The organism is Pedococcus sp. P2_E4 (genome assembly GCF_056403935.1).
Genome location: NZ_JBFUEO010000002.1, coordinates 1 through 12283, shown reverse-complemented (window position 1 = coordinate 12283; position 12283 = coordinate 1). Strand labels below are relative to the sequence as shown.

12 protein-coding genes are annotated in these 12283 nt (G+C 72.0%); 6 read left to right on the top strand and 6 right to left on the bottom strand.

Annotated features, from left to right (window positions below; all coding sequences use genetic code 11):
- Positions 1–73: 73 nt before the first annotated feature.
- Positions 74–790 (top strand): dihydrofolate reductase family protein, encoded by a 717-nt coding sequence (locus tag AC1DV7_RS01475; RefSeq protein ID WP_477593872.1) that lies wholly within the window; start codon positions 74–76, stop codon positions 788–790.
- Here the strand turns inward: AC1DV7_RS01475 and AC1DV7_RS01470 are convergent.
- Entirely contained in the window at positions 780–1964 is a 1185-nt protein-coding gene (locus tag AC1DV7_RS01470) for an alpha/beta hydrolase family protein (protein WP_477593870.1), read from the bottom strand. The genes AC1DV7_RS01475 and AC1DV7_RS01470 overlap by 11 nt on opposite strands.
- A gap of 2 nt (positions 1965–1966) precedes the next feature.
- Positions 1967–4114, bottom strand: a complete 2148-nt coding sequence (locus AC1DV7_RS01465; RefSeq protein WP_477593868.1) for an ATP-dependent DNA ligase — start codon at positions 4112–4114, stop codon at positions 1967–1969.
- Positions 4115–4165: 51 nt separating this feature from the next.
- On the opposite strand from AC1DV7_RS01465, the gene AC1DV7_RS01460 reads away from it, so the two are divergent.
- Both AC1DV7_RS01460 and msrB read left to right on the top strand, forming a co-directional pair.
- Positions 4166–4801 carry a hypothetical protein gene (locus tag AC1DV7_RS01460; protein ID WP_477593866.1) on the top strand — a complete coding sequence of 212 codons (636 nt, stop codon included), beginning with the start codon at positions 4166–4168 and terminating at the stop codon, positions 4799–4801.
- A gap of 84 nt (positions 4802–4885) precedes the next feature.
- Positions 4886–5314, top strand: coding sequence for a peptide-methionine (R)-S-oxide reductase MsrB (gene msrB, locus AC1DV7_RS01455; RefSeq protein WP_477593864.1), 429 nt, complete (start codon positions 4886–4888; stop codon positions 5312–5314).
- A gap of 18 nt (positions 5315–5332) precedes the next feature.
- Here the strand turns inward: msrB and hemQ are convergent, their stop codons facing one another.
- Both hemQ and hemG read right to left on the bottom strand, forming a co-directional pair.
- Positions 5333–6046, bottom strand: a complete 714-nt coding sequence (hemQ, locus tag AC1DV7_RS01450; protein WP_477593862.1) for a hydrogen peroxide-dependent heme synthase — start codon at positions 6044–6046, stop codon at positions 5333–5335.
- A 4-nt stretch (positions 6047–6050) separates the two neighbouring features.
- Positions 6051–7499, bottom strand: coding sequence for a protoporphyrinogen oxidase (gene hemG, locus AC1DV7_RS01445; RefSeq protein ID WP_477593860.1), 1449 nt, complete (start codon positions 7497–7499; stop codon positions 6051–6053).
- A 123-nt stretch (positions 7500–7622) separates the two neighbouring features.
- Here hemG and AC1DV7_RS01440 point away from each other — a divergent pair, with 123 nt between their 5' ends.
- The gene (locus AC1DV7_RS01440) at positions 7623–8639 is read left to right on the top strand and encodes a DUF4349 domain-containing protein (protein WP_477593858.1); all 1017 of its coding nucleotides are present in this window, start codon (positions 7623–7625) and stop codon (positions 8637–8639) included.
- Between the two features lie 75 nt (positions 8640–8714).
- Here AC1DV7_RS01440 and hemE read toward each other — a convergent pair whose 3' ends face one another.
- Positions 8715–9749 carry a uroporphyrinogen decarboxylase gene (gene hemE / locus AC1DV7_RS01435; protein WP_477593856.1) on the bottom strand — a complete coding sequence of 345 codons (1035 nt, stop codon included), beginning with the start codon at positions 9747–9749 and terminating at the stop codon, positions 8715–8717.
- A 21-nt stretch (positions 9750–9770) separates the two neighbouring features.
- Positions 9771–10595, bottom strand: coding sequence for an EamA family transporter (locus tag AC1DV7_RS01430; protein ID WP_477593855.1), 825 nt, complete (start codon positions 10593–10595; stop codon positions 9771–9773).
- 94 nt (positions 10596–10689) lie between these two features.
- Between AC1DV7_RS01430 and AC1DV7_RS01425 the strand changes: the two genes are divergently transcribed.
- On the top strand, positions 10690–11277 hold the full coding sequence (locus AC1DV7_RS01425; protein WP_477593853.1) for a DUF3000 domain-containing protein: 588 nt from the start codon (positions 10690–10692) through the stop codon (positions 11275–11277).
- Between the two features lie 146 nt (positions 11278–11423).
- On the top strand, positions 11424–12283 hold an 860-nt coding region (locus AC1DV7_RS01420; protein ID WP_477594189.1), incomplete at its 3' end, for an HRDC domain-containing protein.

Here is a 12283-nt window from a genome sequence, read left to right as displayed (position 1 = left end):
CGCAGGACGGCTGGTCGAGTATTCAGCCGGGGTATGACCGACTCCTGACCATCCGAGTGACAGACTGCCCCTCATGCGCCTGCTGCTCGACGCGTCGGGCACCCGCACGCCGGGACAGACCATCGACGCCACGACCCTCGACGACCTGTACGCCGCCCCGGCACGACGCTGGCTGCGAGCCAACTTCGTGGCCACCCTCGACGGTGCCGCGACCGGCGCGGACGGTCGGACCGGAACCATCAACACCGAGGCGGACCACGTCGTGTTCGACCTGCTGCGCCGTCAGAGCGACGTGGTCGTCGTCGGCGCCGGCACGGTGCGCGCCGAGAGCTACCCGTCCCTGCGGGCCGACGACCCCGCCGCGCCGACCCTCGTCGTGGTCAGCCACTCCGGCCAGCTGCCGGTCAGCGTCGCCGACGGCCCCGTCGGCTCGGTCCTGCTCGTCACCCGCTCCGGGGCTGACCGGCACGCCCTCGACGCCTCTCGCGAGCTGATCGGCGAGGAGTTCGTCCTGACCGTCGGCAAGGACCGGGTCGACCTGCGTGCCATGCGCAACGCGCTCGAGGACAAGGGATTCCGGCAGATCCTCTGCGAGGGCGGGCCCCAGCTCTTCGGCAGCCTGCTCGCCGCGGGCGTCGTCGACGAGCTCGACCTCACCTGGTCGCCGATGGTCGTCGGCGGCAACCACAAGGCCATCGTCGACGGCCCCGCGTTCGACCGGCACCTCACGCCGATGCTCCTCGTCGAGCAGGACGGCACGATCCTCGGCCGCTGGCGCGTCAAGAGCTGACGAACTCCGCCACCGAACGCTCCCAGCGCTCGGGGTCGACGTTCCACTCCTTGGTGTGCCGGGCCGTGTCCCAGTGCTCCATGGTCACCAGGTCGGGTCTCGCCGCCGCAAGCTCCTGCGACGGCCCCACGGGGACGAACTCGTCGTCGACGGAGTGGATCAGCAAGGTCGGGTGTGCCAGCTCGTGCGACCGCGCCACCCAGTTCGTCTTGGCGACGTCCACCGGGTCGTGGACACCCACCAGCCGGCGCGCCGACCGTTGCCCCATGAGGGCCCTGCTCAGCCCACCGATCGGAGCCGGTATGCCGTGGGCGCGGGTGTGGTGCACGAGGACATCGCCCCAGTCGATCACCGGGGCGTCCAGCACCACGGTGGACACGTGGTCGGCCAGCCAGGACCGGCTGAGTGTCTGCAGCACGATCGCCCCACCCATCGACCACCCGACAAGGATGAGCTCTCGCGCGCCGCGCCTGACGGCGTGCAGCCCCGCGTCCTCGATGTCCCTCCACTCGGACAGCCCCAGGTTGTAGCGGCCGTCGGGCCCACTGCGGGCGCCGACGTCGTTGCGATAGCTCGGGATGATCACGTTGATCCCGTTGTCGTGCAACGGCCTGACGGCCCGAAGACCCTCGTCGCGGCGCGCTCCCCTGCCGTGCACCAGCACCGCCCAGCGGTCCGACGCGGCGGGCGCCGGGACCACCCAGGCAGGCATGGTCCCGAGCTCGGTGACGACGTCGACGTACTCGGTCCGCAGGCCGAGGGCCCGATCCGGCGGCCCGGCGTAGTAGTACTGGTTCCAGCGGGCGAACCCGGGCGCCAGGTGGCCGTAGTCGACACCGTCCACGGCACGACGGACCCGGCCGCGGTCCTCGTCGACGTCGAGCACGTCGCCGAGCCGGACGTGGCCGCCGGCCCCGTCCAGCCACAGCCCGTACCGACCGGGCATCACCGTGTCGGGAGTCAGGTCCAGGACCACCGACGAGTCGCCCACCCCGAGGATCTGGGTGTCGTCCGGGCGCTGACGGTCCGGTGTGAGGACCTTGCGGGCGAAGTAGGCGGCGGCCCCGAGGGCCGTCACTCCCCCGACGGCCACCGCCGACGCGCTGGAGACGGCAGCGGCCACGGCGGCCTGCCGGCCACGACTCTGCTGTCGGGCACGACTCTGGACAGGCACGGTCACCGGTCTCCGAGCACGTCGGCCAGATCGAAGCTCACCGGTTCCTCGAGCTGCTCGTAGGTGCAGGACTCAGGGGTGCGGTCCTCACGCCACCGGACGAACTGGGCGGTGTGCCGAAAGCGCGACCCCTCCATGTGGTCGTACCTCACCTCGACGACGCGTTCGGGTCGTAGCGGCGTGAACGAGAGGTCCTTGGTGGCGTTCCATCGGGACGTCGCGCCACTCGTCGGCGTCCGGCTGCCCATCTCCTGGGCGGCCCACGCCCACGGGTGGTCGTCGAAGTCCGTCACGAGGGGTTGCAGCTCCTCGAACAGCTCCTTGCGGCGGGCCATGGGGAAGGCCCCGATCACGCCGACGCTCTGCAACGAGCCGTCCTCGGCGTGAAGGCCGAGCAGCAGCGAGCCGATGGCGGCGTCGCCGCTCTTGTGGGTGCGGTACCCCGCGACGACGCAGTCCGCCGTGCGCTCGTGCTTGATCTTGAGCATGAGCCGCTTGTCGGGGACGTACGCGATGTCCAGGGGCTTGGCGATGACGCCGTCGAGCCCCGCCCCCTCGAACTGCTCGAACCAGTCCTGCGCCACCGCGGGGTCCCGGGTCGCGCGGGTGAGGTGGATCGGGGCCTGCGCACCTGCCAGCGCCTCCTCGAGCGCGGCCCGCCGCACCTCGAAGGGCTCACCCGTCAGGTCCTGGTCGCCGATCGCCAGCAGGTCGAAGGCCACGAAACTCGCCGGCGTCTCGGCCGCCAGCTTCTTGACCCGTGATGCGGCTGGGTGGATCCGCTGCTGGAGCGCATCGAAGTCGAGCCGGTCGCCGGACCCCCCGATGAGGACGATCTCGCCGTCGACGACGCACCGCTGCGGGAAGTTGGCCAGCACCGCCTCGACGACCTCGGGGAAGTACCGCGTCATCGGCTTCTCGTTGCGGCTGCCGATCTCGACCTCGTCACCGGAACGGAAGATGATCGACCGGAACCCGTCCCACTTCGGCTCGAAGAGGTAGTCGCCCTTCGGGATCCCCTTGACCGGCTTGGCCAGCATCGGCGCCACGGGCGGGACGACCGGCCCCCACTGGGCGCGCAGCTCGGCGTCGCGGTCGGCCTTCGGGCCCATGTACTCGTCGTCGCCCTTGTCCTTGCGGCGCTTGCTCGGCTGCACCCGTGGCGGCTCCCCCGGCATCTTGGGGTAGTCCGGCGGGAAGTTGAGCTCACCGAGCCCTCGCTCGTGGACGTCCTTGTCCCACAGGGCGATCGCGGTCGAGACGTCACCGACGGCATCGTCCATCCCGGCCCAGGCGTCGCCGTCGGCCGCCAGGATGCCCGGCACGGTCCGCACGGTGAAGTCGCCGGGTGCGACCGAGGACAACGCCTCCCAGGTCACCGGCATGCTCACCGGGGCGCCCGGCAGGGGTCGTGGGCTCCAGGCCGAGGCGATGGTGCGGTCGCGACAGGCCTGGTTGAAGTCGACGAAGACCCGCTCGCCCCGCTCCTCCTTCCACCAGGACGCCGTGACGAGGTCGGGCAGGCGGCGCTCCAGCTCGCGCGCGATGCCGATCACGCCGTGCCGCACGTCGAGGAACTCGTGCGTGGGCGCGACGCGCACGAACACGTGCACGCCGCGGTTGCCCGACGTCTTCGGCCAGCCGGTCAGCCCGATCTCGGCCAGCACCTCGCGCAGCGCCAGCGCGGCCTCGACGGCGTCCCCGAAGTCGCGCCCCGGCTGCGGGTCGAGGTCGATCCGCAGCTCGTCGGGGTTGTCGACGTTGCTCGTGCGGACCGGCCACGGGTGGAACGTGACGGTGTTCATCTGCATCGCCCACACCACGCTGGCGGGCTCGTCGACGACCACCTGGAGGTGCTTGCGTCCGCTGGGGTAGGTGCACATCACCGGGGTGATCCAGTCCGGCATCCCCTTGGGCGGGTTCTTGGTCCAGAACTCCTCGCCCGTGATCCCGTCAGGAAACCGCTGCAGGGTCACCGGCCGGTTGCCGAGCGCGCGCATGAACCCCTCCGACACGTCGACCGCGTACTGCGCGAGGTCGAGTTTCGTGATGCCCTCGTCAGGCCAGATCAGCCGGTCGGGGCTGGAGATCCGTACCTCGCGGACACCGTCCGGTCCCCCCGGCACCTGAACCATCGCGGCAGCAGTCACGCGGCGATCGTATGCCTTGACCCACCCGCGTCCGGGGAACACGCTGGGGTCGTGACCTCGGCGGCGGCGAGCAGCGCTGTCGACGTGTTCCGGCTCGACCAGGTGCGCATCATCGCGACCCTGCGTCGCATCGCCCACGCCGACACCGTCGACGCGTTCGTGGTGTCCATCGACATCGCGCCGTGGCAGTCGTTCGACGAACGCTCCGTCCTCGACCTGCTCGCCCGCGTCCCGGTGGAGATGGGCCAACAGACCCTGTGGTCACTCCGGGTGTCACGCAACCACGAGGGGGTGGGCCCCGAGCGGAGTGAGGCACGGACCGAGATCCGCCTGGACCTCGTGGCCCCCACGGCCGACGCGGTGGCCGGCCTCGAGCGACTGACAACACTGATGCAGGACCTCAGTGCCCTGGCACCGGCGTCGAACCGACGGCTCACCCGCGAGGAGGCGGTCGAGGCTGCCCGCGACCTCGTCGCCCTGGTCTGGGAAGGCGCCTCGGGGTCTCCCCTCGCGATCAGCGACGAGGAGCACCACAGCGAGCCCCATCGGTGGACCCTCGGCCTGGTCGGTGCCGACCACACCCGCTTCCGGGTCGACATCGGCGCCGTGGCGGGCGACCCGCACACGGCCCACCTGCGCCGCCGCGTCGCCGCCGAGGTCTCCGACTCGGTGGGCACCGAGGCGTAGCGGGCATCCGGGCGTGCCCTCGGGAACGAACCACGCGCCATACCGTGTTGAACAGGTGCCACCCGAACCGAAAGGTCCCGAACGATGAGCATGAAGCAGAACGACCGGACGTATGCCGTGTCMAAGACCGAGGACGAATGGCGTGCGGAGCTCAGCCCGGCCGAGTACCAGGTGCTGCGCCAGGCGGGCACCGAGCGCCCCTTCGTCGGCGAGTACACCGACACCAAGACCGAGGGCGTCTATGCCTGCCGGGCGTGCGGTGCCGAGCTGTTCACCTCAGGCACCAAGTTCGACAGCCACTGCGGGTGGCCGTCCTTCTACTCCCCCCTGGCGGGTGACTCGGTCGAGTACATCGAGGACGTCTCGATGGGCATGAAGCGGGTCGAGGTGCGCTGCGCCAGCTGCGGGAGCCACCTCGGGCACGTCTTCGAGGGTGAGGGCTACGGCACCCCGACCGACCAGCGCTACTGCATCAACTCGATCAGCATGACGCTGCGGCCGAGCGACGACTGACGACTGGGGCCCAGTCCTCTAGCGCAGCGACGCGATGAGCTCGCCGACGGGCACGCGACGACCCGTGTGGAACGGCAGCTCCTCGCGGACGTGCATGCGGGCCCGCGACGCCCGAAGCTCCCGCATGAGGTCGACGATGCGGTGCAGCTCGTCGGCCTCGAAGGCCAGCACCCACTCGTAGTCGTTCAGCGCGAACGAGGCGATCGTGTTGGCGCGCACGTCCGGGTAGTCCCGGGCCATCTGCCCGTGCTCGCGCAGCATGTCGCGACGCTCGGCGTCGGGCAGGAGGTACCACTCGTAGGACCGCACGAAGGGGTAGACGCAGATCCAGTCCTTGGGGGCCTCGTCGCCGAGGAACGCCGGGATGTGGCTCTTGTTGAACTCCGCCGGCCGGTGCAGCGCGGCCGCCGACCAGGTCGGCTCGAGCAGCTGCCCGAGCTCCGTGCGCAGCAGCGCGCGGTAGGCGCGCTGCACGTCCTCGATCCGCTCGCCGTGCCACCACACCATGAAGTCCGCGTCGGCCCGCATGCCCCCGATGTCATAGACGCCGCGGGTCACGACCCCCTCGGCTTCGAGCTGCGCGAAGAGGTCCTCGACCTCCTTGGCCATCACCTCGCGGTTGTCGCCGACCGGACCGGTCACGGCGAACACCGACCACATCGCGTAGCGGATCGACTCGTTGACCTCGCGGATGCGGGCGGCGTTCGGGTTGGTGGGGTGCTGGTCGGTCATGCCCCTATCCTCCCGCGCCCGCGGAGCGCTCCTGCAGGTGGGTCGCCACCCGCTCGGCCGCCGCACGCCCGGTGGCGATGCACGCCGGGATCCCCACCCCCTCGTATGCCGCGCCCGCCAGCTCCAGCCCCGGCAGGGCTGCCGCACCGGCACGGATCCGCGCGACGCGGTCGACGTGGCCGACGGTGTACTGCGGAAGCGCCCCGCCCCACCGCTGGACGTGGGTGTCGACGATCCTCGGCAACTGGTGTCCGAGGGCCTCGCTGATCTCGGCGACCGCCAGGGCCACCAGCTCGTCGTCGGGTCGCTGGAGGTCGGTCGTCTCGCCGTGCCGCCCGACCGAGGCGCGCAGGAAGGACAGGTCGTCCGCGGCGTGCGCGGCCCACTCCCACTTCGACGACGTGAAGGTGCTGGCCTTGATCGTGCGCCCCTCGACAGCAGGGACGAGGAACCCGGACCCGACCAGGGGGAGGAACTCGTCGCCGTCCCGGCCGGTGGCCGACACCGCCAGCGTGATGATCGCCATCGAGGCGTACTCGATCTCTGCGAGGTCCCGCGACACCTGGCCTGCGACCGGCGCGAGCAGCCGGCTCGCGGGCGCGGCAGGGACGGCGAGGACGACTGCGTCGGCCTCGAGCCGCTCCGGCCTGGGCCGTGGTCCCACGACGACCGACCACGCGGCACCGGCGCCGTCGGCCTGCCGGTGCAGCTCGCGGACGATCGCCTCGCTGCGGATGAGCACACCGCTGCCGCGCAGCGACTCCACCAGCGACTCCGCGAGCCGCCCCACGCCCCCGTCGACGCCGGCGAACACGGGCTCCGCCGACCCGGCCGACGACAGCGCGGACCTGGCGGCCGCCTCACGGGCGGCGTCGGTGAGGCTGGCACCCGCGGTCACGGCCGCGAAGACACCCGGGAGGCAGGCGCGCAGGGACAGCTCACTGGCTCGGCCGGCATACACGCCGCCGAGGAGCGGCTCGACGAGGCGGTCGACGACCGCGTCACCCAGCCTCGCCGCCACGTAGTCCCCCACGGAGACATCGTCGAAGTCGCCTGCGCCCCAAGGGGTCTCGCGTTCGGCGCGGTCAACTTCGTCGGCTGACAGGACCCCGAGCGCGGAGGACGGCGGAGACGGGATGCCCATGAGCGTCCCGCGCGGCATCGGGTGCAGCTCACCTCGCGACCAGATGGACGCGGCCGTCGTCGCCGGGTGCGTGACCTCGAGCCCGAGCTGCGTCATGAGGTCGACGGCCTCGGGCCGACGGGCCAGCACCGACTCAGCACCGACGTCGAGCGCGACCCCGGCCACGGGTTCGCGGCGCAGCTTGCCGCCAGGGCGGTCGGCAGCGTCGACGAGCGTGATCGTGGCGCCGGGAACCGCACGCGAAAGCTCCCAAGCGCAGGCAAGTCCGGCGACTCCCCCACCGACGATGACGATTCGTGACCCGACCATGCCCACACCCTTTCAAGATCGTGACGGTTTCGACACCAGCGGCTGGGAACGTCAGCCGCACGATGCCAGTCCAAGCCGTGTCGCTCGACCGTCCTGTTGTGCTTCGACCACCTGGGGGTTCCCATGTCTGACCGCACGTCGCCTCGGCTCCGCACCACCACCGCCCTCGCCGGCGCCCTCCTGGCCGCCTTCGCCCTGGCCGCCTGCGGAGGCGGTGGGGGCGACTCGAGCTCCTCGTCCGCCGAGGCACCTGCCGCCGACCGGTCGGGGGGCGGCCAGTCGGGGAGCCAGTCCGGCGGCCAGTCGGGCAACCAGCTCCGCGACAGTGGAGACGCTGCCAAGGCGCCGTCGTCCGGATCGGCCCAGGGCAGCAAGGGCACCGGCGTGACTCCCGCCAACCTCTCCGCGGCGCAGGACCAGCTCGCCCGCACCGCCTCGGTCGCCTTGCAGGTCAAGAACATCGGCCAGGCCGTGGCCAAGGTGCGCTCCACCACGGCGACGGCCGAGGGCATCGTGTTGTCCGAGAACATCGGCACCGGGGGCAGCGGCGACATCCCGCTGGCCGACTCCTCAAGGGTGACGGCCACGACCTACGCCGAGATCGCCATCTCGGTCCCGTCGGCCAAGCTCGACCAGGTCGTGGCCGAGCTCTCCGGCGTCGGCACCGTCATCCGCTCGACAACCGCGAGCGAGAACGTCGGCAACCAGATCGTCGACACCCAGTCCCGTGTCGAGACGATGCGGGTCAGCGTCGAGCGGGTGCGCGCGTTCCTCAAGGACGCCACCGACCTCAACCAGATCGTGGCGATGGAGGCCGAGCTGACCCGCAGGCAGTCCGACCTGGAGTCCCTCGAGGCGCAGCTGGCCGCACTCAAGGGCAGCGTCGCCCGCTCGCCGATCCAGATCAGCCTCACCACCGTGCCCGGCGTCATCGCCCAGCCGGAGGACGACGCCACCGGGTTCCTGGCCGGCCTCGAGGGTGGCTGGAAGGCGTTCACCGCGTCGGTCAACATCGCCGCCACGATCGTGGGCGCGCTGCTCCCGTTCACCGTCCTCGCCACCCTGCTCGGCGTCCCGGCCTGGCTGGTGTGGCGCCGCCGCCGTCCGGCCCCGGTGCCTCCGACCGTGCTGCCCGAGTAGCCCCCCAACCTCCGGGTCGCGTGCCGGTGCGCGCCGGTGTGCGCCGATGTGCGCGCGAGGCACGCGGCTCGGGGTCTAGCGCTGGCTGATCTCGTGGACCAGGTCGACCACTCGGGTGAGGACGTCGGGGTCGGTGTCAGGCAGGACACCGTGGCCGAGGTTGAAGATGTGGCCCGGCGCCGCCCGTCCCTCGTCGACGATGCTCCGGACCTTGCCCTCCAGCGCCTCCCACGGCGCGAACAGCAGCGCCGGGTCGAGGTTGCCCTGCACGGCATACGACCCGTCGAGGCGGGCGAGCGCGTCGGTGAGGGACACGCGGTAGTCGACCCCGACCACGTCGGCCCCCACAGCGCCCATGGCCGGCAGCAGCTCACCCGTGCCCACCCCGAAGTGGATCTTCGGTATGCCGCGTCGGGCCACCGCGGCGAGCGCGGCGGCCGAGTGCGGGGCGACGAAGCGCTCGTAGTCCGCTCGGGGCAGGGCTCCCACCCACGAGTCGAAGAGCTGGACGGCCGACGCGCCGGCGGCGGCCTGGACGTCGAGGAACGCACCCGAGATCTGGGCGAGGCGGGCACACAGGTCGTGCCACAGCTGCGGGTCGCCGTACATCAGCGCCTTGGTGTGCTCGTGGTTCTTGCTCGGGCCGCCCTCGACGAGATAGCTAGCCAGGGTGAACGGGGCCCCGGCGAAGCCGATCAGAGGCGTCGTGCCGAGCTCGCCGACGAGTTGCTGCACGGCCGAGGTGATGTACGGGACGTGGTCGGGCGTCAGCTCGGGCAGGCGGTCGAGGTCGCCGCGCGTGCGGATCGGCTTGGCCACCACGGGCCCGACCCCCGCGACGATGTCGAGGTCGACCCCCACCGCCGCGAGCGGCACCACGATGTCGGAGAAGAAGATGGCGGCGTCGACGCCGTGACGACGGACCGGCTGGAGGGTGATCTCGGTGACCAGGTCGGGGCGCCGGCAGGACTCGAGCATCCCCACGCCCTCACGGACCCTGCGGTACTCCGGAAGCGACCGGCCGGCCTGACGCATGAACCACACGGGGGTGTGGGTCACGGGCTCGCGGCGGGCAGCCTTGACGAGGGTGGAGTCGCTCGGGGAGGTCACCGCGCAAGTCTAGGTCGGGGCCTAGAGCGAGATGACGGCAGCACCGGCCAACGACAGGACGACGCCGACCTGCTGCACGCGGCGCAGCCGCTCCTTGAGGATCACCCGGGCGAGCAGGATCGTCGCCACCGGGTACAACGAGGCCAGGACGCTCGCCACGCTGACCTGACCTCGGGACGACGCGATCGCGAAGAGCACGTTGGCGGCCATGTCGCCGCACCCGATGAGCAGCAGGGGCGGCAGGTCGCGGACGACGACACCGCCGACCGAGCGCACGAGCAGCGCCATGACCCCGAAGACGACCACCGACGTCAGGCGCATCCCCCACAGCGTCATCAGGGTCGAGGAGCGCGCACCGCGGTCGATGCCGAACATCGCGAACCCGAAGCCCACCGCGGCGACCGCCGCGAGGACCACGGGTCGAGCCGAGACGGCCCCGCTCAGCTCGGGGCCGGAGGCCAGGGTGACGCCGACGACCGCCACGAGGATCCCGGTCCAGGCCCAGGCCGAGGGCTGGTCACCGGTGGCCACGCCGAGCAGCACCGGCACCACGACGCCGAGCGCCGCGATCGGGGCGACCACGCCCATGGTCCCGATCGACAGGGCGGTGTAGAAGCAGAGCAGCCCGGTGATGCCGGACACGCCCGCGGCCACCGACCACAGCGGCCACTCCGTCCACGTGAGGTCGCCCCAGCGGGCGAGGACCACGGCCGTGAGCACGAGAAACGCCAGCGACTGGGTCCACCCCACGACGGCCACCGCGGGACGTCGCTTGGAGTAGAGGCCGCCGAAGAAGTCCGCGGTTCCCCAGCAGGCGCTGGACGCGAGCGCGAGCAGGGAGAGCATGACCGGAACGCTACCGGTGGCCCCGGGCACGCCCTCCGACACCCCGCGCGGCGTGCCGTTGCCTGTGATATCCCGCCCGGCGGCATACGCTCTGATGGTGGGCAGCCGAACGGTCCCTGGAGACCACTCACCCGAATTCACGCAGGCGTTGAGCGACCTGCGCGGAGCGCGGTTGCGCCCCGAGATCCGCCTGACGGAGGTGCCCGCACCCCAGCGCATCGCCCCGTATGCCGTGGCCCTCACCGCCGAGGTGGTGGGCGCCGCCGCCGACGAGGACGAGCTGGCCTCGGGCCGCTTCGTGCTGCTGCACGACCCCTCGGTGCCCGACCCTTGGGACGGCGCGTGGCGCGCGGTGACGTTCGCCCGAGCCGAGCTCGAGCCCGAGCTGGCGAGCGACCCCATGCTCGGGGCGGTCGGCTGGTCCTGGCTCACCGATGCCCTCGAGTCACACCACCTGGGCTACACGGCCGAGGCGGGCACGGTGACGCGAGTGGTGTCCGAGAGCTTCGCAGGCCTCTCCGACCGGCCGGCCAGCGTCGAGATGGAGGTGCGCGCCTCCTGGACCCCCGTGGCCGGTAACGTCGGCGCCCACCTGCTGGCGTGGTCCGACCTGCTGTGCACGATTGCGGGGCTGCCCCCGCTGCCCGAGGGCGTCATCGCCCTGCCCGGCCCACGCCGCTGACCGCGGCGGCCCGGTAGGTTGACCCGGTGACCGACACCGACACCGACGCAGCCGAGCCCGCGGCACAGCCAGCCGGCGATGGCGTCGTCGAGTCCGTCGTCGATGACGCCCTCGACGACGGTGCCGCCCTCGACGAGGCGGCGGTCATCGAGGACGCTGCGGTCGAGCCCGCCGTCGAGCTCACGCCATTGGAGTTCCCCGTCGACGGCGTCCCCCCGGTCGTCGAGAGCGAGCGTGACCTGCTCGCGTGCGCCCGGGCGATCGCGGCAGGCGAGGGTCCGGTGGCCCTCGACGCCGAGCGCGCCAGCGGCTACCGGTACGGCCAGCGCGCCTACCTCGTGCAGCTGCGCCGCGAGGGCTCCGGCACGTGGCTCATCGACCCGATCGCCTGCCCCGACCTGAGCCCGGTCGACGACGCCATCGGCAATGCCGAGTGGATCCTGCACGCGGCCACCCAGGACCTCGCCTGCCTCGCCGAGGTCGGGCTCCGACCGCGGCAGCTGTTCGACACCGAGCTCGCCGGACGCCTGATCGGTCTGCCCCGCGTCGGCCTGGCCGCCGTGGTGGAGCACTACCTCGGGCTCGGCCTGGCCAAGGAGCACTCGGCCGTCGACTGGTCCACCCGGCCGCTGCCCGAGCCGTGGCTGCGCTACGCGGCCCTCGACGTCGAGGTGCTGGTCGAGCTGCGCAACCTCATGGGCGTCGACCTGGCCATGCAGGGCAAGGCCGAGTGGGCCCGCGAGGAGTTCCAGGCCCTGCTGTCCTTCACCGGACCCCCGCCACGCGTCGACCCGTGGCGGCGCACCAGCGGCATGCACAAGGTGCGCCAGCGGCGGACGGCAGCCTTGGTCCGCGAGCTCTGGGAGGCCCGCGACCTGCTCGCCCAGGAGCGCGACATCTCGCCCGGTCGGGTGCTGCCGGACGCCGTCCTCGTCGAGATCGCGATGGCGGCACCGAGGTCGTCGGCCGACCTTCCCGGAGGGCACCGCTCGGTGCGGCGCTACGC